Genomic DNA, 26387 nt, shown 5'->3' with positions numbered 1-26387 from the left:
ATCTATATATTAAATATATAGATATATTATGTTATAATGTGAAGTAGAAACTCGCGTGTTTCAAATACAACATTTTTATCTTCTTGATGGCCTCTTATCTTTCCGTAAGAGGTCCTTTTTTTATCCCTCCGTATTGCATAGTCGTTAAAATACTATAAAAAGATACTAAAGACTACTACATTACTATATTCTCTAGTATTTTTTCTTTACCTAGATTATCTACTGTTGAGCAAACGATAATTTAAGGGTTTTTTGTATAATTTTCACAAAATTACTTTGATTCATTATTTATTTCACTATAAAATAATAAAAGGATATATATAGTCAACGATTATAAGAATAGGTATGTCCTTTTTTGCAATGCTAATCCAAATTGAAGCCTAATACTGAAACGGTAAATGAGTAGAATTAGGGCTGAAACAGATAGTGAGGAAAGTAAAACAATAATAGCAAACAATACTTATAATGAAAACTTTCATAATGGACTGTCTATGGATGGAGAAAGAATACGAAAATATAAAGGGGTAAATGAATATGAATAGATCCTTCAAAGGTATTGCATTAGCAGGGTTAAGTGTTAGTTTCATGCTAGTAGGTTGTACATTAAATACATATGGACTTACACAGTCAGAGTATAGAAAAGTAGATAAGTATTATGATGCAGATAAAATGGTATCTGACCTAAAGAAATTGCACTATAGTGATGAGCACATTGAAAACCAACTAAGAAACGCATTGTCTAGAATTGAGTATGAAAAGGGAAGTAAGGAAGAAGAATCAAGTAGTAAAGAAAGTAAATCAAATGTATCAGACACGGAAGGTGAAAAGAAGGTAAAAGTATCTGAAAAAGATTACCCTTATCGTTTGACTGAACTGCACTTAGAATTCCAGTATCATTTAAAAAAACTAGAAAAGAAAACTGATGAATTATTTACAGAAAAGAGTGTCTACATAGGTGAGATAGATTCTTTAATTAGTCACATTAGTTTGGATATAAACCGTTTTGAAAAAATCAAGCCACCTAAAAAGTATGAAGACTACCAATTCTTAATACAAGAAGGGGTAGAAGAGATTAGAAAACACCTAATAAAAGTAGAAGATGCAGTTAGACAGTATGAGGACCGTAAGTATGATGGTGAATATAATAAGGATAAAGCAAAAGAAATCATACAAACCGGTATGTTTGGGATAGATGATGGTGTTTCTAAATGGGAGACAGTATTTAAGGGGATAAACGAGAAATACCCTGATATAGAGCAAGAGGTAAAGGAAGAGAACCAGAAACATGCGAAAGAGGGTCATCGTCAGGATGATTTAAATGAAAAAGTTAGTGGTTCAGAAGTTGATAAATACAAAGCAGCTATCGTAGAAAATACAAATATGATGGATGAAGTTATCAGACTGATACAAGATATAGGACATTCAGATGTAAAGGATTATGAGTCAAAGAAAAGTGAAATCCAACTGAGTTTGGATATGGCAAAAACACACGTAAGAGACATGAAATACCTTGAGGCACCTAAAGAGTTAGAAGTTGAACAAGAAAAGATAAAACAGGCAATGGATAATTACTGGAATGCTCTGCGATTACTTTCAGAAGCATTAGAAGAACAAAATAATAGTAAGTTGGAACAAGCAAATAACAAAGCAGAACAGGCAATGAAACTTTTTAAAAAAGCAACTGACAGTATTAAAAGTAAAACGAACTAATCATGAAAATGATCAAGTGGCGGTATCACTATTATAAATTAATAAATAAAATTGTAATTAGTTATTAATATTTTCCCGTTTATCCGTCACAATACTGTGACGGTCTTTTTGTGTATTTTAAAAAGAGTCTACGTAAGTAAAGAAAAAAGATAGAAACAATCCCTATTGAAATGATTAATTAAGTAACAACAGATTAAGGTTTATTGGATACTTATTGCATTTAAGGGGAGAGGTAAGATATCATCTTTTTTACATAAGTAAAATATTAAATAACAAATGAACTTTAGAAATTGCACTTAAATTAAAGGAGAGTACGTTATGAATACAATCATGATTGTAGAAGATGATATGAAAATTGCTGAATTACTGGGAACTCATATTAAAAAATATGGATATGAAAGTGTTATTATAGAGGACTTCGAAAATGTCTTAGATATATTTCAAGATATAAAACCAGATATAGTGCTATTAGATGTGAATTTACCTAATTTTGACGGTTATTATTGGTGTCGTAAAATACGGGCTATTTCTACTTGTCCAATTCTATTTCTATCTGCAAGGAGTGGAGAGATGGATCAAGTTATCGCTTTAGAAAATGGTGGTGATGATTACATTACGAAACCTTTTTATTATGAAGTTGTTATGTCTAAAATCCGTAGCCAGCTCAGAAGAGCATACGGTGAATATGCTCCTAAAGTAAAAGAACGAATAGTTGAGCAATCAGGGTTAATCCTGTTCCCAGAAAGAATGGAACTTCAACTAAATGATAAGACAATTTTACTTACTAGAAAAGAAACAACTTTATTAGAAATATTAATAACAAAGTCTCCGCTCCTTGTAAAACGTGAAGTGATTTTAGAACAACTATGGGATAGTTCATATATAGACGAAAATACATTGAGTGTAAATATAGGGAGAATTAGAAGGAAACTGCAAGATTTAGGTATTGAAAATGCACTGGAGACAGTTCGTGGTGCTGGATATCGTTTGCATGCTACTTGGAAAAAGGAAGGAAAGGAATAATGAAATTATTTTTACAAGAACATATTCCACTTATTTGTTATACATTTGCCCAATTGCTTATCATTCTTTTTATATATTGGTTTGATGGTTATCCACATATATTGACAGCATTATATTCTGTATTTTTGGGTGTTTTTTTATTAATGGGTTATTTAATCTATCGTTATTATAGTCATCGTTCATTCTACAAGCGTCTATCAACACCAATGGAAACTTTAAATGAGTCAATAAAAGATAGTGATTTGACTCCATTATCAATGGCCTTAGAAACATTACTACAATCTCAATATCAATATTATCAAAACCAATTAAAAAAATGGGAACGAAAACAACAAGAACAAATGACTTTTATGAATCAATGGGTTCATCAAATGAAAACACCTATTTCTGTTATTGAGTTAATTACACAAGATGCAGAAGACTCACGATTTGACAGTATTAATGAAGAAACAGAAAGAATCAAAAAAGGACTAGAAATGGTCTTATATGTTGCTCGCTTAGAAACATTTGAACAAGATTTTCAAGTGAACAGATTGCAGTTATTGGGAATGATTGATTCTGCTATTCATGAAAATAAACGTCTATTTATACGTAGTTATGTGTATCCAGAGGTAAAAGTAGATCCGAATCTTATTGTAGAAACAGATAAGAAATGGTTTCGATTTATACTCAATCAAGTACTGGAAAATGCAATTAAATATTCATCAAGTAAGAAAGAAAAAGTAATTGTATCGGCGTATTCAAAAGGACGAGCAATTATTTTAGAAGTAAAAGATTATGGAGTTGGTATTCCTACTGCTGATTTACCACGTGTTTTCAATCTATTCTATACTGGAGAAAATGGTAGGAAATTTAAAGAGTCTACGGGAATGGGATTATATCTTGTTAAAGAAGTATGTGAAAAATTAAATCATAAGATTGAGCTAGAATCTGAGGTAGGTAAGGGGACAAAAGTTAGAATCATATTTCCATATGCATCTCGTTAACCGATGAAAGGTATACCTTTCATCGGTTTTTCTTTTGAATCTTACAAACTTGTTAGATAAATGTTAGGGAAATCGATATGAGCCATACTATATATAAGTTACACTTCATGTATCGAAAAGAGAAATGGAAGGTGAAATACTTGTGGAGATACTACATGTTTCAGATTTAGGAAAGGTTTATCCTGGGAAAATTTCTTATACAGCATTATCCCATATTGATTTGAAAATAAACAAAGGTGAATTTGTAGGAATTATGGGACCATCTGGGAGTGGTAAAACAACGCTATTAAATATGGTGTCTACTATAGATGCTCCAACATCAGGAGAAGTATTAATTCATGGAGAAAACCCATATCTGTTATCTTCAGATCAGTTGTCTTTATTTCGAAGACGTGAATTAGGGTTTGTTTTTCAATCATTTAATCTCCTTAATACATTGACAGTGAAAGAAAATATTGTTCTTCCACTTACACTTGATGGTGTAAGCCCTAGAGAAATGGAAGGGAAAGTTGAAGCTATTGCTAAAAAACTAGGGATAACTGAAATATTAGATAAACGTACGTATGAAATTTCAGGTGGACAGGCACAAAGAACAGCAATCGCACGAGCTACTATTCATAATCCGAAATTATTACTTGCGGATGAGCCTACAGGAAATCTGGATTCAAAATCTGCTAGTGATGTGATGGAATTATTGACAAGGCTTAATAAAGAAAATAGCACAACGATGATGCTAGTGACACATGATGCAATGGCTGCAAGTTATTGTGATCGAATTGTGTTTATTAAAGATGGACAGTTATACAATGAGATTTATTGTGGAGATAATCGCAAAGTATTCTATGAAAAAATTCTAGAGGTTTTAGCATTATTAGGAGGAAATGCACATGACTTTTCGACAATTCGCATTTAATAACGTCATTCGAAGTAAACGAACATATTTGGCTCATTTTTTAAGTAGTACCTTTGCTATTATGATTTTCTTTACTTATGCATTACTTGCGTTTCATCCTAATTTACAAGGCGATCTTGCTGCCAGTGTAACAATCAATACATTTGCAAAGTCAGGATTACAGATATCACAGGGGTTAATATTTTTCTTCTCATTCTTTTTTATCCTATATTCTGTAAGTGCATTTTTAAAAACAAGAAAAAAAGATTTTGGAATTCTAATGCTACATGGGATGTCACGTTCACAATTGAACAAATTAGTATTTATTGAAAATATAATAATTGGTATCACTTCTATTTTAACAGGAATTACAATTGGAATGGTGTTCTCTAAGTTTATCTTAATTATGAGCAACAATCTGTTAATGATTGATAAAGGACTCCCATTTTACCTACCTCTTAAAGCAATTGGAATAACATTTGGAGCTTTCTTCTTACTATTTTTATTTATTTCACTTTTCACTTCTCGACTAGTAAATGTAGAGAAACTAGTAGAATTAATAAAAGCAGAAGAAAAGCCAAAGCCCGAACCAAAAGCATCATTTGGGCTATCTTTATTTGCACTTATTTGCATTGGACTAGGATATACGACTGTTTTCCATAGTGTTAACGCAATTCAGTACAAGGGTGCGAATTATGTATTTTTCATGATGGCGGCAGGGGTGAGCTTTGTTGTACTTGGAACGTACTTCTTATTTACCCAGCTCAGTGTGTATGTGTTACGTGCATTAAAGAAACGGGAAAATATTTTCTTTAAGAAAACAAACATACTCACCATCTCAGATTTAGTGTATCAATTAAAAGATAATGCAAAAATGTTTTTTATGGTCACTATTATTTCTACAGTTGCCTTCACTGCAGTGGGGACTTGTATGGGATTAGGCAACTCATCCATGGCTGAATCGGAAAGCCCTTTTGCATTTATTTATCAGTCTAATAATAATAACCATTTAGAAAAAGAACATTTAAAAAAAATAGAAAGCGAACTCCATGATGGTGAGTTTAATTTCAAACAGGTGACTTATTCAACAAAACAAATTCGAGATACTCTCTATAATAATAATATATTATCAACCGTTATAAAATTAAGTGATTATAATAAGTTAGCTAAGGCATTTGGTTTTGAAAAAGAAAACTTAAAAGATGAAAATGATAGTCTTGTCATACCTTCAAAAAAAGTTGCTAATACAAAATCTAATCAAAATAACTTTCAATTGTTGTATAGGGATATAAAAAAAGATATGCATGTAAATAAAATAGTTACTCCGAAAGAACTACAAGATACAATCAAAACGATAATTATTGTACCAGACGCTATATATAATCAAATGATAGCGGATCCAGAGAATTACTATTTTGAAACCACTATTAATGGTTTTATTGTGAAAGATTGGGAGAAAACAAAAAAAGTTGCAGAAAATATTGTAGCTGCTTTTCAGAAAGATAATACAAGTAAAATTGAGGATATAGTAGACAACGAAAAATATACATTTTCGACTTTAATTCTTACATGGATAGTGATGAAGCAAAGTTTTGGACTTGCATCTATCATGAGTGTATTAATAGGCATTGTTTTCTTTACGTTTGCTGCAAGCTTTTTATATTTCCGATTATACACAGACTTAGAACGAAATCAGCAGCAATATAAAATGATAGCAAAAGTTGGTTTAAGCAAACCGGAATTAAAGAAAATTGTGACACGTCAACTTGCATTGTTATTCTTTTTACCAATTGCAATAGCAATTACACATAGTGCGGTTGCTTTTATGGCCTTACAAAAGTTAGCCAATTTTTCAGTCTTAGGTAGTTCCGTTATGGTATTGATTTGTTTCTTAGTTATGCAAATTATATACTTTTACTTTGTTCGTTCTCAATATTTGAAAAAAATGTATAAAACAATCTTTTAATTTAAGAAAGGGGAATATAGGATGAAAAAAAGACTTGGATTATTAATAGTAGCTGGTATTTTGAGTACCATGTTAGGAGCATGTTCATTATTTGGTACAAAAAACTCCCCAGCAAATGGAATTTCAATAGAAGTAGGGGAGATAAACGAACAAACAAGAAACTCTATAATAGACTTGTACAAAGATATAATAACATCACAAGACCTATATCAAATAAAAGAAGGGACCATAGATAATAATAAGCTCAACGTAAAGCTTCCGGCAGAGTTTAAGGATGCTCCTAGTAATTTATTATTTATAAGCAGAACAACTGCTGAAAAAATGGACAAAAAAGGACTTATACGTGAAAGAGATAATAATAAGGGGCTCACCTCTTCAGTCCCTATTGATTCGTTACCAAAAATAAAAAAAGATGAAACTATCTTATTTGCAAATAAAGAATATAAAGACTTGAAGGAACTAACATTTGATGAGAAAAAAATGAATGTTCAATACAAAGGGGATGTATGGCTATCTCCATATCGTGGTGAATCCAACGAAATCCTATTAATTGTAGATGATACAGTATTTAAAGAAATAAATGGGAAAGAAAAAACAAGACAATTTCTATCTTTTAATAAATCTTTTGGGAATCTTAATTTGTCCTCTCAGGGGAAAGCACCAGAATTAACAAAGGAAATAAATAAAGTGAATGCGGCTTTGGCTACTGAGGAAAACAGAGCCGTCAATTTTGTAAATATCACTGAAAAGTAAACAATTACTTTTATATAGAATAAAAGTATAGAACATATTAATCATCTTTGAAAAAATCATTATTCTTAAAGACACAAATAAGTGGGATTGATTTTTTAGTCATAATAAAAAAATCAGTTCCACTTTTGAAATTATAACCATCATCTAAATTTATACCCTTGTTTTTCTGTGTCTAAAATGTGTCTAAACGTACAATTTTCCCGCAATGATATGGCGCCCCCATGCCCATCAAGCTAAGGTTGGGTATTCCATGAACTTCCGTTCTTGTTGCCTACATGCTTGATATTTTGTTTATTTGTTTTTAAAAATACGCATTCCAAATAAACCTTAATAAGGTTTATTTTTAAAAGTTATGCAATTTTTTTATTTATATTGGATATAGTGCACTGATAAACAACGCCTAAAATATCAAAAACTGTCTTTTTCTCATATCGATGGGATTTCCGTCCGTTTTTCTGTAAGAGGTCAAACAGACGAAGAAAAATTTTTGATACTTCTTGAGTGTCTTGTTGTATAGCTTCATATACTAAGTACAGATGATCTTGAATCATATAAATTGCTTTATATTCACTTAATTCTTTTTGTTTTTTCTGTAGTAACAGCTGTCGCATTTTGAACATAGTGGAAGAACAAAGAAAAATAGCGATTAACTGTCCATAAAGATGACATTCTAGACGCTCTCGCTTAATATTGTGACAATGATTGATACCAAAAAGAGATTTCCATGTTTTAAATACAATCTCTATTTGCCAACGTAGAGAGTAAATCTCGTGAACATGTTCCATCGGAACAATTTCCCATGGGATGTTGGTAATATAAACATTGATTTCTGTTAAACGTTTACTTTTTTCAGAGTATGTAACCCCTTTTTTCTTTTCAACATAAGTTTGCTGTTTCCTACGTTTATGAACTTGAGTTGATGTGAGTCTATATATTACAACCCGTGAGGGTAATTTTTGTTGTCCAACATAGGCATTCTGAATTTCATAAGTATCTCCTGGTTTTATCTGATGCATGACATGTTCAAGGTCAAGTAAAGCATATAAAGATTGCTTTTTTACTGTCCCATCCCGAAAGAATTCTGGAGATTCATTTTTCACATATACTCTATTATTTAATTTCAACCGTGAAACATAGAATACCCCTCGTTGATCCATCTGATCTAAATCTTTTAGAGAAAAGTATCCTAAATCTCGGATACATAAATCTCCTGGTCGTAAGGTATCCAAACATTCTGTACCAAAGGTTTTATCATTATTTTTACCTGGTTCCATTTGAAAATTGAGGAATTTCCCACTATGTAAATCATACTCTAGTTGAATCTTAATACCAGCTGTCTGTGCACATCCTCCTGAACCAGGATAAATAGAAGCTAAATGATTGGGTACTTGAAAAATAGTAGCATCTAAAATACGTATACGTTGAAAATAAGAGGTGTATTGATTTGAGATTTGAGACGAATCGTTTAATTTGCTTTTGATTAAAAGGGAAAATACACGTTGTAGAAATAAAACAGCACATCGGTTAAAACGTTGATTAAGTCCTTCTGGACTTATAAGTGTAGCTGTATTTGCATAAAGCTGACTACATAATCGAGTAAGAGAATCGCTTGCTACCTGTTGACTAATCCAGATACATAAGGCAGCCAAATCTCGTGCACCATACTTACTTTTACGTTTTACAAAACCTACCTCTTGTGCGAGTTGTTGAAGAATATGTGGAGATAGATATCGCTCTAGTTCTTCAGCAAACAAATGAAACTCATCTTGAATCGATAGATTCATACAAAAAACGCCATCCTTTCTGTATATTTCTACAAAAAGAATAGCGTTTTTTTCGTTTTATGGATACAAATTCGTTTTTTCTTGATGAGCTGAACCACATAAATGGTTTAACTATGCTATCAAAACGCTTGGAGAAATCTCCAAGCGTTTTCGGTGTGTTTAATTTTATTTTTAAACAAGATGCACACTTAAGTTGTGGAAAGTAAATTATGTATTTTTTGTTTTAAGTGATACTAACAAAAAAATTATGAAATGAATGCAATATAACAACCGACCATAACGAACCTGTCTTTTTAAACACAAACCCAAAAATTAATCCAAGAAGAAAAACATATATTTGACTCCATAAATTTAAAAAATCCCCGTTATAAATCCAGATTGGATAGTGTATTGCTAAAAATAAGAAAGCTGTGATAAGATTGGCGTTCCAAAAAGGTAATCTTTTACTAATCTCTTGCAGAATTAATCCTCTAAATACAATCTCTTCTGTAATTCCTACTAAAAGAATAGCATTAAGATAGTTGTTGAAAGATAATGTGAAGTCAAATGTTTGATTATTAAGCATATAGGTTTCAAAGGCAAAATATAAACCAAGTAGCAATGAAAGAACTACCCCAAAAAATAATCCTTTTTTCACATTGATATTTATTTTTAAGTAGCCAATTGGATTAGTCTTTAAATAATATTTTATGTATAACCAAGTTGGAACAATCCAAATGGAAATCTTAATTAACGCAGTCAAAAAAGCTGCAGTAGTATCGCCAAATAAATGAATATATTTTGCTAACCATAATTCTTTAAAAGTCCAAGCGAGGTAAAATACGAAAAGATACAATGTAATTGGTTTTATATCACTAATTTTGTTTTCACTTTTTACACCTAATTTTGTTTCCATTTGTCCCTCCTAGAATTTGATATGTTTAAAATTTTCCGTCTATTGAATTTATTAAAAATCTTGTTCTACTAAACTTCTTCATCAGTTCAAGTACAACATTCCACAATCTGTATATTTATTTTAACATAAAATTTCCATTTCCCTTCAAAAAAATAAGTTCGCTCGATAATTACCTCGTTCTAATCGGATAGGTAAATATTAAAATAGTAGGGATACCGCCCCACATCCATTAACTTAAGAAATTGGTAGCTCCCCAAAACGAAGAAAATGAGTTGAATTCTCATAAATAACGGTAAAACAATAAAATTTTCGTCTTGGGGGCACTTCAAAATTTTAGCTTGATGGGCATGTATGGCGCCCCCCATGCCCATCAACTTAAGGGGGAAATAAACGAACCTTCATTCAGCCAGGTTAAAACATTCTTAAAATCTTCTACTTTAATAATTATTAATTCTTAATAACCTACATTCTAGCTCTATATTTACCTTTAACAGTGCAATTTTTTTGTTTGGGGGATACTTCAAAATGTTAAGTTGATGGGCATGTATGGTGATCCCTATTTGGTGATAACCGGCTTACTTCTGCATTAGTGGACCGTTTGGTCCATCATGCTCATATCATTGCATTCACAGGTGAAAATTATCGTTTGCGAAATGCTTTATCTTCTGGAAATACCAAAATTAACATTTAAAAAAATAGCTGCGCGCCTCTAGAATTTTTTCTGCATTTTTCAGGGATTGTTGCTTGCACGCCTCAGATTAAAAATTTAAAATAAAGAATAATTAACATAGCGGGAGGGGAAATACGTGATTACACTAAAGCCTATGGCCGAAGAGGAGTTTCAGCGTTATTATGAGAATGAGATTGAAGATTATGCGAAAGAGAAGGTTGCTGCTGGAAATTGGAGTGAAGATGAAGCTGTTAACTTGTCCAAAATAGAATTTGATCAGCTGTTACCAAAAGGTGAAAAAACGGAGTACAATTATTTATACTCTATCTTTCATGATCAAAATCTAGTTGGAATGATTTGGATTGCGCAAAAATCGCCTACAAGTAATGAGGAAGGTTTTATTTATGACTTTATTATTTTTGAGCAATATCAAGGGTTAGGATATGGTAAAAAGGCAATGAAAGAAATTGAAGTGATTGCTAAAGAATTAGGAATGAAAAAAATTGGACTTCATGTTTTTGGTCATAACAAAGTTGCTCGTGGATTATATGAAAAGTTAGGCTATGAAATTACAAATATAGATATGATGAAATCCATTTAAGAAAGCTATTTATAAGTATTAAAAGGGGACCTATGCTCATATCATTGCATTCACAGGTGAAAGTTATCATTTGCGAAATGCTTTATCTTCTGGAAATACCAAAATTAACATTTAAAAAAATAGCTGCGCGCCTCTGGAATTTTTTCTGCATTTTTCAGGGATTGTTGCTTGCACAAAACAGCGGTACCCGATCACTATCAAGCTAAGATAAATTTTTATCCATATGATGGGTGTTTTTATCAAATGGAAAAAAAGTAAGAGTAGAAATGATGAGGAACCAGGATTATCCTACCATTATGCTAGAAATATATATGTTATATTTTCTTTTCCACTACCTTTGCACCAAAACCAAAAAATACGCTATTCTTTCTGTAGAATCATAGGAAAGGATGGCGTTTTTGTATGTATCTATCAATTTCTGACGAATTACAATTATTTGCTGAAGAATTATATGAACATCTTACCCCTTCATTTTTGGAAAATCTCGCTAGAGAGCTAGGTTTTGTAAAACGAAAACGTAAATTTTCAGGGTATGATTTAGCTACTATATGTGTCTGGATTAGTCAACGAGTAGCGAGTGATTCATTAGTCCGATTGTGTAGTCAGCTACATGCATCAACAGGAACTCTTATGAGTCCTGAAGGACTAAATAAGTACTTTAATAAAAAGGCAGTGTTCTTTTTGAAACATATTTTCTCCACATTATTAAAAAATAAAGTTTGTGGAAAGTCAGCAATTCCAAGTGCTTCACTTACCTATTTTCAGCGAATTCGTATTTTAGATGCAACCATTTTTCACGTACCAAAACACTTGGCCAATGTATATCCTGGATCAGGTGGTTGTGCACAAACAGCGGGTATAAAAATCTAGTTAGAATATGATTTACATAGTGGTCAGTTTTTAAATTTCCAAGTGGAACCAGGGAAAAATAATGATAAAACCTTTGGAACAGAGTGTTTATCAACATTACGCCCTGGTGACCTATGTATTCGGGATTTAGGCTATTATTCACTGGATGATTTAGATCAAATGGATCAACGTGGTGTGTACTATATATCGCGACTCAAATTAAACAATAGGGTATATGTCAAAAATGAATTTCCTGAATACTTTCGAAACGGAACAATAAAAAAACAATCTCAGTACATCAAAGTTGATTTAGAGCACATCATGAATACCTTAAAACCAGGACAGTCCTATGAAACAAAAGAAGCTTATATTGGAAAGGATAAAAAACTATTTATTCGGGTGATTATGTATCGATTAACAGAAAAACAACTTCGTGAGCGTATGAAAAAACAAGTGTACACAGAAAGTAAAAAAGGGATTACATATTCGGAAAAAAGCAAACGATTAGCTGGCATGAACCTATATGTTACCAATACACCTTGGGAGATTGCTCCGATGGAACAAATCCATAATTTTTACTCTCTCCGCTGGCAAATTGAAATCATTTTTAAAACTTGGAAATCCTTATTTCAAATTCATCATTGGCAACATATTAAACAAGAGCGATTAGAATGCCATGTTTATGGAAAACTCATTGCCATTTTTCTATGTTCTTCTACTATGTTTAAGATGCGACAATTAATTTTACAAAAGAAGAAACAAGAATTAAGTGAATATAAAGCAATTGGAATGATTCAAGATCACTTATCGAGTTTGTATCAAGCCATACAACAAAACATCCAAGAAATAACAAAGATCCTAATCAGCCTGTTCCACCTCCTACAGAAGAACGGAAGAAAATCTCATCGATATGAGAAGAAGACTGTTTTTGATATTATGGGTGTTGTTTATGAGTATAATGGGTTGAAAAAACAAAAGAAAGTTGCATAATTTAAAAAAGGAAACCCGTTAGGGTTTATTTGGTATGCATATTATTAAGAGTATGCTTCTATTTTAGGAATGCTTTACCTCCACAAAATGAAAGTACACTTTGTTTTCATTTTTAAGTTGATGGGCATGTATGGCGCCCCCTCATAGTACAATCTAAAAAAGCATTTATGAAACGAGTTTTAGACCTATTGCAGCACCTAAAACCATACCTATAAAGACAAGTCTTCTCCAGTCTTTTGATTCTCCATAAAAAATCATGCCTAAAATTGCACCTCCAGACGCACCAATTCCAGTCCAAATTGCATAAGCTGTTCCCATAGGTAGTGTTTCCATTGCGTAAGCAAGAAATATAAAACTTAATCCAAATCCGAGAATTAACAAAGCTAATGATTGCCAATTTCGATCTTTATGCAGTTTATTTATCATAGCAACACCAAACATTTCAAAAAGCCCTGCTAAGATTAAAGAAATCCATGCCATTAGGATTCATCACCTTTCTGAACTCTGTCATCTGTAACTAATTTCAAGCCAATTACTCCAGCTAATAAAAATAAAATCAAGAGTACTTTTCCCACTTTAAATGGTTCACCAAAGAACAGGATTTCAGAAAAGACAGTTCCAGCTGTACCTAACCCAACAAAAACAGCATAAACAGTTCCCACGGGAAGTTTTCTTCCTGCCATGATCATTAAATAAAAGCTTAAAAATATAGCAATGATAGTCCCCGTCCAAGTCCAAAAGTCATCAGCATTTTTTAAACCAATAACCCAAAAAATTTCAAAGAAAGCAGCAATAAATACTTTAATCCAGTCTTTACTCATCTAAAAGACACCTCCAATTTTATTCTTACCAAAAAAAACAAAAAAAGCCTAAGAGAAAACTGTTAAACAGTTTCTCCCAGGCTTTTATACTTCCGTGACACAGTAAAGCTGTGAGTTTTCTCTCGGACAAGACCAAAACTAAATATACATCATACACACATGAAAGCAAAATAGTTTACCTAAAGCTGTACCGATAATAGAAAATATAATTGAGCGGTACTTTTTTCTTTGTTATATAAAATTCATATAATAAACGTGGAATTTAACAAAGCGGACCATTGGCCTCCGTAAATCATTCCATATCTCAAACATTGTTTCATCGCTAAAATATTATAAATAAACATTTGTATAATCTTCCTATACCTAATTTCTTTATCACATAAATAAAAAAAGATAAGACAATTCCATTTACATATATTCAAGAATTATAGTTAGTTATAACGTAAAACTCATTTTACTAATTCACATAATTTTCAAATATAAAAAGGGCATAAGTTAGGAATCGGCATATAATAAAATTAACCCGTGGTTATAGTGTTTGCTCCGATTCAAATTATGAGATAGTTTGTTTTAACTTTTTACATTATCTAAAAAAGAACTTGTAGAGATTCCTACAAGTTCTTTTTGTTCTTCGGATTGACGAATAGTAAGTGTTATTGGGGATCCCGCTAACATTTCAAGAGTCGTCATATATTCTTATGACAAAATGCTGTAGAAAGCTTAAGAATTCTTAAGAACTTTTGCCCCTTTTTCTTAAGGTTTGGACTCTAGAGTATGATTATGAGTTCAAACCTGTGGGATGATTAGGTATGAAAACAATTCGCTTTCTTATTTCTGTATATAATTCACTAAAAATCAATTGGTGCAGCCAGTCCAAGTTCAAGGTTTCTTAGAGACAAAATAATTGAAGGAATTGATTTGAAGAAAGTAAATTATATTGTCAAATATGGACTGAGTACAGGTGTATTCACAGAAAAATTAATTAAAAGAAGAAATCACAAGACAATTATTTTATTAGTGGAAAATAATAAGAAATTTTATTTTTTTACTAAAAGCAAAATTTAAAGAAAAAGAGAACGTATTAATTATATATGGTTCAGCAGTAAATATTGAACAATATATTAGGGGAACGATATTACTTATATCTATTATGTTATTTCTTGTCTTCCGTTTGCAAGTTTACAATAAAGAGAAGATAAAAATGTCTCACCTGCTTATGTCTTTAGCTGTTTAATACGAGAAAAAATATGGAGGAATCCTATGGAGTCAAAAATTCTTATTGTCGATGATGATAAAGAAATTAGAAATCTTATCTCTGTTTATTTGGAAAATGAAGGTCTGAAAACTCAAAAGGTAGAAGATGCTATGGAAGCTTTACAACTGTTAGAAGAAAAGGAGTTTGATTTGATTATTTTAGATATTATGATGCCTAATATGGATGGTATTGAAGCGTGTATGAAGATTAGGGAAGACCGCAATATACCTATCATCATGCTATCTGCAAAATCTGAGGATATAGACAAAATTCAGGGTCTAGCCTCTGGTGCAGACGATTATTTATCAAAACCGTTTAACCCATTGGAATTAATCGCTAGGGTAAAATCCCAATTAAGAAGGTTTAAAAAATACAATTCATCAATAGAACATAATAAAAGCATTCTAGAAATTGGTGACTTAACCGTGAATACAGATACACGTCAAGTATGGATAAGAGGAAAAGAAACAAGGTTAACTCCAAAAGAGTTTGCTATTCTCGAACTACTTGCCCGCAATAAAGGGATTGTCCTGAGTGTAGCAAAAATATATGAAGCAGTTTGGGAAGAGGTTTTTTATAAATCAGACAATACCGTCATGGTGCATATTACAAAAATAAGAGACAAAATAGAAGAGGATTCTAAACATCCCATTTATATTAAAACTGTGTGGGGAATTGGATATAAAATATGAAGAATGTTAGTTTCAGAAATAAGATCATTATAAAACTTCTTGGTGCTGTTGCAGTTAGTTTTTTTATTTCATTTGGTTTAACAATCCTCATTTTGGTATACGTCATAGATCCATTATTTGTAAAAAACGAAGAATTTGGTATGTTTGAAGGCAATTTGGCATTGTTTTTCTTATTCGCGTTCGCAATCTTTACCTTTATCATACTTTTTTTGATATTGGTTCGAAAGAAAATAGTATATTTGAAGCTCATTTCGGATAATGTAAATGATATTGCCAATGGAAAACTGGGTTTGACAATTGGGATTAAGGGGAAGGACGAATTGACCCAACTTGCTCAAAATATCAACTATATGTCCAAGGAATTGGAAAATACATTTGAACAAGAAAGACGATTAGAACGTACAAAAAATGAACTTATAACAAACGTATCTCATGATTTACGCACACCGTTAACATCTATTATTGGCTATATAGATTTATTAAAACGAGGGCAATACAATAGTAAAACACAATTACAGGAATACCTTGAAACCACGTATTCAAAGGCACAGAGACTGAAATATTTAATTGATGAGCTGTTTGAATATACTCGTTTATCAGGCATAGATGCTAAGTTAAATCTTAATGAAGTCGATTTATCAGGTTTGTTGGAGCAAATAGTTGGAGAATACATTCCTATATTTGAAAAGGAACGCTTAATCGTTCAAAAATCAATTACACAAGAAACAATACCTATTTTCATAGATGCAGAAAAAATGGTACGTGTATATGAAAATCTGTTTATGAATGCGATAAAGTACAGCATGAAACCATCCGAATTATCCGTATGTCTTGAATTAATGGATAACAAAGCAATTTTAAAAATATCAAATAAAGTCGAGAGACCGCCTGTTAGCGATCCGAATAAATTGTTTGAAAGGTTTTTCAGGGGTGATAAGGCAAGAAAAAATGATCAAGGAAATGGACTGGGGCTTGCTATCTCAAAAAGAATTGTTGAACTTCATCATGGTAATATACATGCAGAATATAAAGAAGGTTGGATATCCTTTATTGTTGAACATCCAATCGAATAGATTGGCTTATGGAATTACAGGTTCCATAAGCTTTTTTTTTATAAACCTTAAGAATTCTTAAGGTTTTTTCAGGGTGTTTCCTAATTTTTATAGTTTATCATGTATGTATTCAAAGCGATGAGGTGAGTGGAGAAATTAAAATAAAATTTTCTTTCAGCTTCCAAGTGGATACATCGTGACCGCCTTATGGAAAAGGTAGATGCAACATGACTATTTTGTTAGTAGCAAATATGAATAGCAACTTATTTTAAAGAAATGAAAAAACAAACGTAGGAGGATATATATGACGAAACCAGTTGTAGACGTGAAAAACGTCCAAAAATTGTACGGTAAAAAAGGTGAGAACCAATCACACGCGTTAAAAGGTGTTTCATTCTCAATTCATGAGGGGGAGTTTGTCGGAATTATGGGGCCATCTGGTTCTGGTAAAACAACATTATTAAATGTAATTTCAACGTTAGATAAAGCGACAGGCGGTGTTGTTGAAATTGCGGGTACGGATATTACGAAAATGAAGCAAGGTGAGCTTTCTGATTTCCGTTCGCAAAAATTAGGATTCATTTTCCAAGACTTTAACTTATTAGAAAATTTATCTATTTACGAAAATATTGCACTTCCACTTTCACTTCAGGGTGTCCCATCACGAAATATTGGACAGAAAGTAGAAAAGGTAGCTGATATGTTAGGAATTTCAGCAATCCTTCAAAAGTATCCATCTGAAGTATCTGGTGGACAAAAACAGCGTTCAGCAGCAGCACGTGCGTTAGTGCATGAGCCAGCAATTATTTTAGGGGACGAACCAACAGGAGCGCTTGATTCTAAAAATGCAACAAGTTTACTGGATGCGATGACAAACTTAAATAAAGAACAAGGTGTATCCATTATGATGGTTACGCATGATCCTTACAGCGCAAGTTACTGTCAGCGTATTTTATTCATTCAAGATGGTGAGTTATATAAAGAAATTCATCGCGGTGGTACCCGTGAAGAATTCTATAAAGAAATTTTAGACGTGCTTGCAAACTTAGGCACAAAAAAAGCGTAAGGAAGGAAGTTCAATCATGTTATTTAAACTTTCTATGTCAGGCCTAAAAAGTAAGTTGCAAGATTACATTGTTTTACTTGTTGGTCTTATTGTCTCTATTTCAACTTTTTATATGTTTCAAACGCTAGCATCCAATAAAACGTTCCTTGAATCCAACTCTTCTATTAGGGATATTGTGGCTGTCTTTAAAATTGGTTCCTTTTTGTTAGCGGTTATCACATTTTTTTATATTTTATATGCAAACTCTTTCTTATCAGCTCTTCGTCAAAAAGAATTTGGTATGTATATGATGTTAGGAGCAAAAAAGCATAAAGTTACATTACTTATGTTTATCGAAACAATCGTATTAGGCGCTGCGTCTCTTGCGATTGGTATTACAGTTGGTGTAGGACTTGCAGAAGGGATCGGTCAGTTATTAATGAAACAACTCGAGTTTGCTGGTGAAGGTTATAAAGCATTTTATCTGCCATCAATAGCTATTACTTGCGTCTTCTTCTTTGCACTATTTGTATTATCTGCAATTATGAATAGTATTAAATTATCGCGTATTTCTGTACTACAACTTGTACATGCAGATGCACAAACAGAACGTGTTGCCATAAAAGGAAAAATGACAGTTGTAATTGCATTCCTTGGTATTCTTTTATTAGGTATTGGTTATGCATCACTGATCTATATGTCATATGCAAATTCGCTAATTGCTTTGGGATTAATGGCCGTTGGATTAATCTCAGCAACCGCTGGTACTTACCTTATATTTGGATCCCTTCTCCCAGTTATGATTAACAAGCTAAAGAGTAATAAAAAACGTAGTGAAAAAGGCCTCAATGCTTTTACTTTTGCACAATTAAATTTCCGCATTAATGGTCTAACAAATGTGCTTGCAACAGTAGCAATCTTAGTGGCTCTTGGTGCTGGTGGAATTGCTTGTGGTATGGCATTTAAAAACAACATCCTAAAAACGACAGATCAAATGCGAATTTACGATTCAGTCATTCATAATCCAACAGCGGAAGAAAAGAAAATTTTGGGTGGTATCTTATTTCAAGAAAAACATGAATATCATTACAAAGTTGATGATAGGTATGTTTATTATCTTAAAGAAGATGTAGAAAAAAATCGTCCTTTCTTGCAAGGTATGAAAATAGAGAAAGTTTCAGAGGAAATACCCATTGGTGCATTTTCAATAAAACGGGTTCAAGGAGAGACGAACACAAAACAATGGATCCAGGCTTTCAGAACGATCCAGCCAGATTATATGTATCTTGATTATGAAATGAAAATTGTAGATCAAAACATATACGATGGTATGAAGGGTAAAGAAAGTACTGTGTTTATGGGGAGAACAGATGATTTTGGATCATACATAAAAGAATGGAAAAAACTTGATGAATTACAGATGGCAAAATATAAAAATGTGAGAGCGGAAGAATTGGATAGTAAGTATCAAGCATATATTGTGAGTCATAATTTTGCCAGCGGACTAATATTTATGGGTTTTTTCGTTGGAGTTGCATTTTTAGCAATGATGGCAAGCTGCTTAATGTTTAAAATTCTATCCGGTGCATCCAAAGATAGTACACGTTATCAAATGCTTCGTAAAATCGGTGTTCGCAGGGAGTTATTAATACAATCGATTTATAAAGAGTTATTCTTCGTATTTTTAGTCCCAGCAATTGTGGGTATTGTTCACGTATTAGTTGGTATAAACATGTTCAGCGTTCTTTTGGCTGATCCGTACTTTCGTATTTGGCTACCAATTATTATTTTCGTAGTGATTTACTCGATTTACTACTTGATTACAGTTCAATTGTATAAAAGAATTGTACTTCCGAAAGAAAAATAGTTTTACAAAACATACAAAATGTTAAACTCAAAAAAACCAGTGATATCCTACACATGTACTAGTATCACTGGTTTTTTATATGGAAATTTGATGGTCAATTTGACAAATTACAAAAAATTACAAGCTCAGTTTTACATTTTCCCAACGATATTTTTGTAAAATTATCTTTCTTTTCCCTCTGTTTGATTGGCTTGGAACTCCATTTTTAACGCAATACTATCCCCTTGGAACACGTTCTGATCTGTGCCGTTGTCTTCAAATACAAACTTTATCCAAAACCAATCCATTTTCCCAGGTTTTAACCCCCCTGTTTCAGTCCACTTAGAATGAAATACTTTTTTGGAGACAATCTCTGAACTTTGTGATTTTAGTTCTGCAAGGGTTGTCTCGTATGCAGGGCTTTTTGCAGGATCCCAATCCCAAAGAAATTGTACTTTAATATGTTTACCGAAATCTTCTGTAGTATTATTTTGTTTTAAGTCGTTTACAGTATAGTCTATTTTCATCATGATATCTTTAATATCTAATGAACCACTATTTTTTAAATTGAATTTTTTTAATATTTTGTCCCCAGGTTTTAAATTTTCTAAGTTAAGTGAAGTAGTTGGTTGCATAGCTAAATCCAATGTACCTGCAGCAAATGTATTATTTGTCACAACTTGATCGCTAAAATATGCATATGTTCCCCCACCAATTAAAGACATACCAAGAGCGGCTGAAACCACTCCAACACCTAATTTCTTTTTCAATGACATTTTTTGTTCCTCCCATATCATTTTTACAATTTTTCTCCCTAATTAACTAAAACGCTCCCCTTAATACAGGTATAGCATCAATTGTAAGAATTTTGTATTGAAATAAGAATATTACTTATTGAGAAAATTATGTTGTTATCTGTTTTCTATAAATTAAACGTACTCAAAATAGAAAGTTTGAATCCGGAATTTACTTAAAGTTAAAGGGCAATGGATGTACCTGTAACGTACTGTTGATTCGAAAGGAAACACAATCGATTTTTGTCTAAACAAAACAAGAGATGAAAGCGCTGCGGCCTTTTCATGTTTCAAAGCCACGTGTAATAACAGTCGATAAGAATCCGGCTTATTCTATAGCAATTGGGTAGTTGAAAAAAGAAAAAGGCATACCTGATAGTAAGCAACTTAGACAACAAAATTACTTGAATCATATAGTAGATGGACTTGTAACATAGAATACGATTCCGTTAGGAATATATATGTTTTATTCTCTTTTACTTTGTTTTTGCACCAGAACCAAAATACAAAGGGAGCAAGAAGAGCTACGTAACGTCAAGAGAAAATAAAGAAAGAGACAGAAGAACGACAATATATTCAAATACAGAAAGCGTAGCTATATAGAAAAAAGCGCTATGGAACAAATGAAGCTTGTATCATGTCTATATATTGAAACCATATTAAAAGTGAGGGCAGTTTTATGTTTATTCAAATAAGTTTGAGGTGTGGAAATGGAACAGAAGTTTATTGGAAAATGTAATCATGACGAGCTCGACTATGTTATTAAAGACTATTGGCAAGATGTATGGAATTATTCATTTATTATTACAAAAGATCCACACTTATCAGATGATATCACACAAGATGTCTTTATAAAGGTTTTTAAACATTGGCATTCGTTTCGAAAGGATTCATCTATTAAAACGTGGATATTAAAAATCACAAGAAATACAGCAATAAACTATTTAAAATCCGCTTATTTTAAAAGGATATCTTTAGTGGGATTTTTTAGTGACGACAAGCAGTCTTCTTCGGCAGAACAACAGTTTTTTAAACAAGAGGAACTAAATGAAGTGTGGGATGTTGTATTAAAACTACCTAAAAAACAACGTGAAATACTAATATTAGACGCAAAATATGAATTATCTTATGAAGAAATGGCTGAAACATTAGGTGTGTCAATTGGAACAGTCAAATCTAGATTAAGTAGAGCGAGAAGTAAAGTTTCAAAACTAATAGGGGAGGGTAGAAGTGATGAACAGTAAAAAAAATCCTGACTGGTATAGTAAATTGAAAAAAGGACCAATGGAGCATCGGAAAGATGAAGAAAAATATATTGATAAAATAAAGCAATCGGTATATCAAAATAGTGAAGTAGATTCTGTAACATATAAGAGACCATTTCGAAAAAAAGCATTGCCTGTTGTAGTTGTTTTGGTTTGTACAATGTTATTTTTCATTGTTCAACAACCTTGGCTTGATGATAATAAATCACCAGTACAAAGTAGTACTCAAATTGAGCCGAAAACAAAAGATGAATCTGCTCAAGATCCATCATTGAAACAATTTATGAATGATTTATATCAAAGTACAAATTCAAAAAATGAAAATGATTTGTATAGAGCATTAAATGAAGAAGTTCTATTTAAAGGGAAGAGTTATAAGAAGGATGAATTGAAGTTTGATGAAGATATTTTTCATGAGTTGCAAGTCGCTCTTACAATGGGGGGAGAGTTTGCAAATGATACAAAGAAAGTATATAAAGTACCAAGTGGAATGTCAGAAAGTAACCAATCAAAGCGAGACCATTATATATATGTAACTGTTAGTGGAAATAAAACGAAAATTTTAGCTGAACCAAAACGAGAATCACAAATTTTATATGAAGTATCTAATGAAATTGTAAAAGCTTGGATTCCAGAAAAAGTGCAGAATGATGAATATATAAAAATATCGACATTTAACGGTAATACTGGGTATGTACAAAAAGAGTATGTTTTAACGGATATTAAATATTCATTTGTGTTCGAAAAAGATCATGAAGGTATATGGAAAATAATAAATATAGATTCTATATGGTAAAAGAGGAAGGTTCACTTTAATGAACCTTCCTCTTTGTTTTTATTTTCTTGTTGAAGTGTATGCCAGAACTCTAAAACTTCTGCTGTAACGAGAGCAGCGATGTTTTTTTCTGAATTACTACCAGGAATAACGACAGAAATGGCGATTTGTGGATCTTCGGTAGGAGCATATGAAATGAAAAGAGAATGATTTATCATTCTTTCTTGCTCATTCGGAGAACCTGTACTACCCGTTTTACCTGCGACATGAAAGGGTAAATTTTTAATCTCCTCTATATTCTGCCCCATTCCACCTTGCACGACACTCCAAAATTCCATAGGATAACGATTTGAACTTTCTAAAATGGGTTTAAACTTTTTTGTTTCCCTACCATCTTGACCAATAATCGCACTTACAATTTGAGGTTTATATTTATCACCTTTACTTGCCAAAGTTGCTGCATATTGAGCGAGTTGAAGGGGGGTGTGCACTTCATTTTCTCCCCAAGAGGCATTTAATAAAGCGGAGATTCCCTTTTCAAACGTATTAGATGGATGGAATTCATATTGTCCGTCTTCTTCAAAGGGTAAATCAATCCCGGTTTTAGAACGTAGGCCGAATTGCATTAAATAATCTGTCCATATATGTGCCACTTTTTCTATATTCCCATTATTTTGGTTGAATAAGGGCAGAGCTACTTTTGCTGTCATAAATGTGTTAGATGAATTAATAATAGCCTGCCTTGGTGTAATCTCACCTGTTGGCGTTCCAGGTGCATTCGAAATGTTATTTTGATTATCATACTGAAAGGTACCCTTATCTAAATAAGTATCTTCAGGTTGAAAAAGCTTTTCGCTTAATCCAATTAAAATAGTAAGCGGCTTTATAGTAGAGGACATATTTACATAAGATTCACCATACTTTAATTTTTGAATTGTTTTATTTTGCGAAAGTGATTTAAAGTTTTCATTTTTAAATGATACGTGTGTATTTGGATTAAATACTGCCGAGTTGGCCATAGTTAAAACTGCGCCAGTTTTTACATCGCTCACTACAGCATAACCAGCTTTAGCATCAGGAATTTTCTTAATTTGAGATCTTAATGCTTCCTCTGTTTTTTGCTGCAATTTAGAGTCTAAGGCTAGCCGGACATCTTTACCTATTTGTACGTTTTGAATGTTCCAGAAGAACTTTTTATTACCAATCTTAAAAATAAGAGTTTTTCCTGATTTTCCTTTTAAATCATTTTCATATTGTAGCTCAATCCCACTTTTTCCAACAAGCATATGCTTTGAATTAAGGTCATTTTCTACATACCCAATTACTTGCGAGCCAATTTCATGTTTAGGATAATATCGAATCCATTCATCTTTAATTATTACATTATTGGGTTTGTTTTTGTTTATGAATGCAAGTTCGTTCTCAGTTATATCAGAGTATAACGGTATATCATTCATAGTCTGCTTTTTACAAGATTGTTGTAATTGAGATTTTATGTTCTTTGTAGAAATATCATGTTGAAACTCGCTTGAAAATTGATTAAAAAAAGCTAATGTGTTTGAAGTGTCTTGTTTCGATAGCTTTTCATCATTAGAAGTGCAATATAGAGACTTAACTTTCTTATTTGTAGCTAGTATTACACCATTTTGATCAAAAATCTTTCCTCTTTCAGCTGAAGAAGTTGCGATAGTAATTGAAATGAAGTTGATTTTTAATAAAATTAGTAAAATCAAACCTACGATAGAAAGAACCGCAAAAAATCTCCATCTTTTTGTATGTAACATATAACCCTCCCTTATGTAGCCTATTTCATCTTATATTTAATTATTTTTTTTGTAAATGTGGAACAACTTTATTGTTTAGGTTGTCTATTAAGTATTACAGCATGAAGAAAGGAATAATTAGTATGAAAAATTACTAATAAGTCTATTTATAAGTTTAATATGAGTCATTATACAGTTTAGTATTTCTAATGTAAGCAACAAAAAAATAGAGAGAAAAATAAGAAAGGCGATTTATCAATTACTGGGCTGTAACCTACCCCAAAAACAAAAATTTTATCTCTTGACAGTTATTTATGTAAATTAAGCTCGTATTTTTGAACGACATGACGATTTTATCTTATTCAGCCTTGTTTAAAATTACTTCCCTAACGAATAAATCCTACATCTTTTGCGAGCCTTTAAAGATCCAAAGCTCGATTGTTGTATTAGTAATCACTATATAAAATGCATATGTACAAAATTATATTCATAAAAACAGAGGTGTAAAATGAACATTATTTTCAATTTAATCGCTAGTTATGCGATTCCTACGATACTACTCACACTCTTGTTACTATTTGTATTTGTTTTTAGTTATTTTGTAGTATACAAAAAGATATGTAAAAGAGAAAAAAAACTAACTGTAAAACAAATTATATTGTTTGTTTTAATAACAGGATACTATTCCCTTGCATTATCAGCTACTTCACTTGGTCGTTCAGATGATATGGCCTTTGCAAGAACCATTGATTTTGATGTACTTAGTATTTATAAAAAAGCATGGAATACATTTTCATTTACTTCCTTTTTCCATATCATTGTGAATATAGGTATGCTTTTTCCTTTAGGAATTTTATTCCCTTTATTTAGTAAGGTTTTTCAAAAAACAAAATGGATGTTAATCATCTCAATTATAGCAAGTTTATTGATTGAAATTCTTGAATTTACACTGCAACGAGGAAGTATGGAACTAGCAGATTTACTTCATAATACTTTAGGCATGATGCTAGGATATTCTGTGTTAAACATAGTTCTTATATTTTTGAAAAAAAATGAAACAGATACAAAAATAATCAAATATTTATACCTTCCCATTACAGTAAGTTTCGTCGCACTCGGAATAATAATTTCGTATCAAATGAAGGAATTTGGGAATATGCCTATTGATCCCATTACAAAAAATGATATGTCTCAAGTTACTATAAAAACATCAATAGAGTTAAAAGACGCAGAGAACAAAATGCCTGTTTACAAATATTACGGTACAAAAAAATCACATGTTCGAGATGTTGAAATTCTTTCTCCAAAGGAAGCATTTCAAAAACTGAAACAAGGAGAATTTGATCCTATAGGATCTTTCAAAGCAGGTGATACATTATTCATCACAAAATATAATATAGATTACTATACTGATACAAAAGGCTTCTCACAGCCTATATATGTTTTTGAAGTTCAGTTAAATGATAGGGATAGTTGGTTTCAACCTATTTCCGCAAAGAAATAACGTAAATTTGGTTTTGATGCCAAGCTATTTAAGAAATAAACAGAGACCTGAATGTATGAAGAAATATTATGAAGAGCATGAGGATTGGTATGAAAATGAGACGGAAGCAGTTAAGCAACGATATGAGTGGTTAGAAGAAACTTGCCGACTTGAAATGAAATCGTTTAAAGAATTGCAATATAAACGAATTACTGGAACGGATGGAGAAAAAAGATTCACTAATGACTTTGGTGATTATTTTAAACATTATGGTATAGAAACTTAGGATATGGATTCGGTAGAAAAAGAATGTGTAAACGTGACGTTCTTCTTCATTTTAGATGAAGCTAAACAGTATCAAAAATATTATCCTCATAACCTTGGGAAATCAAGAGTATCTTGTACAGCTCTCCTTATACCTAATTATAAATGTTTATGTTCAATCTTAGATTTCCTGCTTGGAGGAATAAAATGATC

Annotated in this window: 22 protein-coding genes and 4 pseudogenes; 20 read left to right on the top strand and 6 right to left on the bottom strand. The window is 31.9% G+C overall.

All coding sequences use genetic code 11. The annotated features are described in order from the left end of the window. Positions 1-398 precede the first annotated feature (398 nt). The 7 genes from NZ044_RS29230 (at position 399) to NZ044_RS29200 (ending at position 7330) form a co-directional block, all read left to right on the top strand. Positions 399-542: a hypothetical protein gene (locus NZ044_RS29230; protein ID WP_002006283.1), complete on the top strand. Its 144-nt coding sequence runs from the start codon at positions 399-401 to the stop codon at positions 540-542. Then, the gene (locus tag NZ044_RS29225; RefSeq protein WP_098506578.1) at positions 529-1710 is read left to right on the top strand and encodes a DUF7018 domain-containing (lipo)protein; all 1182 of its coding nucleotides are present in this window, start codon (positions 529-531) and stop codon (positions 1708-1710) included. The genes NZ044_RS29230 and NZ044_RS29225 overlap by 14 nt, the downstream gene beginning before the upstream one ends. Before the next feature lie 318 nt (positions 1711-2028). Then, positions 2029-2733 (top strand): response regulator transcription factor, encoded by a 705-nt coding sequence (locus tag NZ044_RS29220; RefSeq protein ID WP_340950199.1) that lies wholly within the window; start codon positions 2029-2031, stop codon positions 2731-2733. Then, positions 2733-3719: a sensor histidine kinase gene (locus tag NZ044_RS29215; RefSeq protein WP_098506576.1), complete on the top strand. Its 987-nt coding sequence runs from the start codon at positions 2733-2735 to the stop codon at positions 3717-3719. The genes NZ044_RS29220 and NZ044_RS29215 overlap by 1 nt, the downstream gene beginning before the upstream one ends. 142 nt (positions 3720-3861) lie before the next feature. Beyond that, the gene (locus tag NZ044_RS29210) at positions 3862-4632 is read left to right on the top strand and encodes an ABC transporter ATP-binding protein (RefSeq protein ID WP_016078492.1); all 771 of its coding nucleotides are present in this window, start codon (positions 3862-3864) and stop codon (positions 4630-4632) included. After that, complete coding sequence (locus tag NZ044_RS29205; RefSeq protein ID WP_340950197.1) at positions 4607-6577, top strand: FtsX-like permease family protein; 1971 nt, start codon at positions 4607-4609, stop codon at positions 6575-6577. Before NZ044_RS29210 ends, NZ044_RS29205 begins: the two co-directional genes overlap by 26 nt. 21 nt (positions 6578-6598) lie before the next feature. Then, positions 6599-7330 (top strand): lipoprotein BA_5634 family protein, encoded by a 732-nt coding sequence (locus NZ044_RS29200; protein ID WP_086398107.1) that lies wholly within the window; start codon positions 6599-6601, stop codon positions 7328-7330. Between the two features lie 350 nt (positions 7331-7680). Here NZ044_RS29200 and NZ044_RS29195 read toward each other — a convergent pair whose 3' ends face one another. After that, positions 7681-9114: an IS4 family transposase gene (locus NZ044_RS29195; RefSeq protein ID WP_097946452.1), complete on the bottom strand. Its 1434-nt coding sequence runs from the start codon at positions 9112-9114 to the stop codon at positions 7681-7683. Between the two features lie 223 nt (positions 9115-9337). Next, complete coding sequence (locus NZ044_RS29190; protein ID WP_000448501.1) at positions 9338-10009, bottom strand: CPBP family intramembrane glutamic endopeptidase; 672 nt, start codon at positions 10007-10009, stop codon at positions 9338-9340. Positions 10010-10565: 556 nt separating this feature from the next. On the opposite strand from NZ044_RS29190, the pseudogene NZ044_RS29185 reads away from it, so the two are divergent. From NZ044_RS29185 to NZ044_RS29175, 4 genes and pseudogenes are all read left to right on the top strand, one after another. After that, positions 10566-10700: pseudogene (locus NZ044_RS29185) on the top strand (ATP-binding protein); the annotation flags it as partial. Between the two features lie 115 nt (positions 10701-10815). Then, positions 10816-11280: a GNAT family N-acetyltransferase gene (locus NZ044_RS29180; RefSeq protein WP_000631398.1), complete on the top strand. Its 465-nt coding sequence runs from the start codon at positions 10816-10818 to the stop codon at positions 11278-11280. 31 nt (positions 11281-11311) lie between these two features. Continuing rightward, positions 11312-11395 (top strand): annotated as a pseudogene (locus tag NZ044_RS30940) (ATP-binding protein); the annotation flags it as partial. 287 nt (positions 11396-11682) lie between these two features. Beyond that, positions 11683-13119 (top strand): annotated as a pseudogene (locus NZ044_RS29175) (IS4 family transposase). Between the two features lie 165 nt (positions 13120-13284). On the opposite strand, the gene NZ044_RS29170 reads toward NZ044_RS29175, so the two are convergent. Further along, on the bottom strand, positions 13285-13599 hold the full coding sequence (locus NZ044_RS29170) for a DMT family transporter (protein ID WP_000312327.1): 315 nt from the start codon (positions 13597-13599) through the stop codon (positions 13285-13287). Continuing rightward, on the bottom strand, positions 13599-13940 hold the full coding sequence (locus tag NZ044_RS29165; protein WP_000031243.1) for a DMT family transporter: 342 nt from the start codon (positions 13938-13940) through the stop codon (positions 13599-13601). The genes NZ044_RS29170 and NZ044_RS29165 overlap by 1 nt, the downstream gene beginning before the upstream one ends. 1260 nt (positions 13941-15200) lie before the next feature. Here NZ044_RS29165 and NZ044_RS29160 point away from each other — a divergent pair. The 4 genes from NZ044_RS29160 to NZ044_RS29145 all read left to right on the top strand — a co-directional run bounded on the left by NZ044_RS29160 (position 15201) and on the right by NZ044_RS29145 (position 19851). Beyond that, complete coding sequence (locus NZ044_RS29160; RefSeq protein ID WP_000444090.1) at positions 15201-15887, top strand: response regulator transcription factor; 687 nt, start codon at positions 15201-15203, stop codon at positions 15885-15887. Next, complete coding sequence (locus NZ044_RS29155; RefSeq protein ID WP_170264911.1) at positions 15884-16960, top strand: HAMP domain-containing sensor histidine kinase; 1077 nt, start codon at positions 15884-15886, stop codon at positions 16958-16960. The genes NZ044_RS29160 and NZ044_RS29155 overlap by 4 nt, the downstream gene beginning before the upstream one ends. Positions 16961-17243: 283 nt before the next feature. Continuing rightward, positions 17244-18005 carry an ABC transporter ATP-binding protein gene (locus NZ044_RS29150; RefSeq protein ID WP_340864004.1) on the top strand — a complete coding sequence of 254 codons (762 nt, stop codon included), beginning with the start codon at positions 17244-17246 and terminating at the stop codon, positions 18003-18005. 16 nt (positions 18006-18021) lie between these two features. Next, entirely contained in the window at positions 18022-19851 is a 1830-nt protein-coding gene (locus NZ044_RS29145; protein ID WP_340864005.1) for an ABC transporter permease, read from the top strand. A 161-nt stretch (positions 19852-20012) separates the two neighbouring features. Here NZ044_RS29145 and NZ044_RS29140 read toward each other — a convergent pair whose 3' ends face one another. Then, complete coding sequence (locus NZ044_RS29140) at positions 20013-20606, bottom strand: TasA family protein (protein WP_000053759.1); 594 nt, start codon at positions 20604-20606, stop codon at positions 20013-20015. Positions 20607-20799: 193 nt separating this feature from the next. Here NZ044_RS29140 and NZ044_RS29135 point away from each other — a divergent pair. The 3 genes and pseudogenes from NZ044_RS29135 to NZ044_RS29125 form a co-directional block, all read left to right on the top strand. Continuing rightward, positions 20800-21046 (top strand): annotated as a pseudogene (locus tag NZ044_RS29135) (DDE-type integrase/transposase/recombinase); the annotation flags it as partial. A gap of 288 nt (positions 21047-21334) precedes the next feature. After that, a complete protein-coding gene (locus tag NZ044_RS29130) occupies positions 21335-21868 on the top strand; it encodes an RNA polymerase sigma factor (protein WP_000435498.1) in 534 nt (177 codons plus the stop codon). Beyond that, positions 21858-22685, top strand: coding sequence for an SH3 domain-containing protein (locus NZ044_RS29125; RefSeq protein WP_098377548.1), 828 nt, complete (start codon positions 21858-21860; stop codon positions 22683-22685). The genes NZ044_RS29130 and NZ044_RS29125 overlap by 11 nt, the downstream gene beginning before the upstream one ends. Positions 22686-22696: 11 nt before the next feature. Here the strand turns inward: NZ044_RS29125 and NZ044_RS29120 are convergent, their stop codons facing one another. Beyond that, entirely contained in the window at positions 22697-24448 is a 1752-nt protein-coding gene (locus tag NZ044_RS29120; protein ID WP_098377547.1) for a peptidoglycan D,D-transpeptidase FtsI family protein, read from the bottom strand. A 487-nt stretch (positions 24449-24935) separates the two neighbouring features. Here NZ044_RS29120 and NZ044_RS29115 point away from each other — a divergent pair, with 487 nt between their 5' ends. Both NZ044_RS29115 and NZ044_RS29110 read left to right on the top strand, forming a co-directional pair. After that, positions 24936-25931 (top strand): VanZ family protein, encoded by a 996-nt coding sequence (locus NZ044_RS29115; protein WP_098377618.1) that lies wholly within the window; start codon positions 24936-24938, stop codon positions 25929-25931. Positions 25932-25986: 55 nt separating this feature from the next. Further along, the gene (locus NZ044_RS29110) at positions 25987-26196 is read left to right on the top strand and encodes a hypothetical protein (RefSeq protein WP_241667539.1); all 210 of its coding nucleotides are present in this window, start codon (positions 25987-25989) and stop codon (positions 26194-26196) included. The last annotated feature ends 191 nt before the right edge of the window (positions 26197-26387 follow it).

The organism is Bacillus sp. FSL K6-1338, from assembly GCF_038006965.1.
Classification (GTDB): domain Bacteria; phylum Bacillota; class Bacilli; order Bacillales; family Bacillaceae_G; genus Bacillus_A; species Bacillus_A thuringiensis_S.
The sequence above is the reverse complement of the archived record's forward strand: the minus strand, read 5'-3'. Positions and strand labels throughout refer to the sequence as shown.

Excerpts from the sequence above, each read along its gene's own strand:
- NZ044_RS29110 (WP_241667539.1), top strand. The coding sequence starts at position 25,987 with ATGAAGAAATATTATGAAGAGCATGAGGATTGGTATGAAAATGAGACG.
- NZ044_RS29170 (WP_000312327.1), bottom strand. The coding sequence starts at position 13,599 with ATGGCATGGATTTCTTTAATCTTAGCAGGGCTTTTTGAAATGTTTGGT.
- NZ044_RS29145 (WP_340864005.1), top strand. The coding sequence starts at position 18,022 with ATGTTATTTAAACTTTCTATGTCAGGCCTAAAAAGTAAGTTGCAAGAT.
- NZ044_RS29125 (WP_098377548.1), top strand. The coding sequence starts at position 21,858 with ATGAACAGTAAAAAAAATCCTGACTGGTATAGTAAATTGAAAAAAGGA.
- NZ044_RS29200 (WP_086398107.1), top strand. The coding sequence starts at position 6,599 with ATGAAAAAAAGACTTGGATTATTAATAGTAGCTGGTATTTTGAGTACC.
- NZ044_RS29120 (WP_098377547.1), bottom strand. The coding sequence starts at position 24,448 with ATGTTACATACAAAAAGATGGAGATTTTTTGCGGTTCTTTCTATCGTA.
- NZ044_RS29115 (WP_098377618.1), top strand. The coding sequence starts at position 24,936 with ATGAACATTATTTTCAATTTAATCGCTAGTTATGCGATTCCTACGATA.
- NZ044_RS29215 (WP_098506576.1), top strand. The coding sequence starts at position 2,733 with ATGAAATTATTTTTACAAGAACATATTCCACTTATTTGTTATACATTT.
- NZ044_RS29160 (WP_000444090.1), top strand. The coding sequence starts at position 15,201 with ATGGAGTCAAAAATTCTTATTGTCGATGATGATAAAGAAATTAGAAAT.
- NZ044_RS29205 (WP_340950197.1), top strand. The coding sequence starts at position 4,607 with ATGACTTTTCGACAATTCGCATTTAATAACGTCATTCGAAGTAAACGA.
- NZ044_RS29225 (WP_098506578.1), top strand. The coding sequence starts at position 529 with ATGAATATGAATAGATCCTTCAAAGGTATTGCATTAGCAGGGTTAAGT.
- NZ044_RS29155 (WP_170264911.1), top strand. The coding sequence starts at position 15,884 with ATGAAGAATGTTAGTTTCAGAAATAAGATCATTATAAAACTTCTTGGT.
- NZ044_RS29140 (WP_000053759.1), bottom strand. The coding sequence starts at position 20,606 with ATGTCATTGAAAAAGAAATTAGGTGTTGGAGTGGTTTCAGCCGCTCTT.
- NZ044_RS29150 (WP_340864004.1), top strand. The coding sequence starts at position 17,244 with ATGACGAAACCAGTTGTAGACGTGAAAAACGTCCAAAAATTGTACGGT.
- NZ044_RS29195 (WP_097946452.1), bottom strand. The coding sequence starts at position 9,114 with ATGAATCTATCGATTCAAGATGAGTTTCATTTGTTTGCTGAAGAACTA.
- NZ044_RS29230 (WP_002006283.1), top strand. The coding sequence starts at position 399 with ATGAGTAGAATTAGGGCTGAAACAGATAGTGAGGAAAGTAAAACAATA.
- NZ044_RS29220 (WP_340950199.1), top strand. The coding sequence starts at position 2,029 with ATGAATACAATCATGATTGTAGAAGATGATATGAAAATTGCTGAATTA.
- NZ044_RS29130 (WP_000435498.1), top strand. The coding sequence starts at position 21,335 with ATGGAACAGAAGTTTATTGGAAAATGTAATCATGACGAGCTCGACTAT.
- NZ044_RS29190 (WP_000448501.1), bottom strand. The coding sequence starts at position 10,009 with ATGGAAACAAAATTAGGTGTAAAAAGTGAAAACAAAATTAGTGATATA.
- NZ044_RS29165 (WP_000031243.1), bottom strand. The coding sequence starts at position 13,940 with ATGAGTAAAGACTGGATTAAAGTATTTATTGCTGCTTTCTTTGAAATT.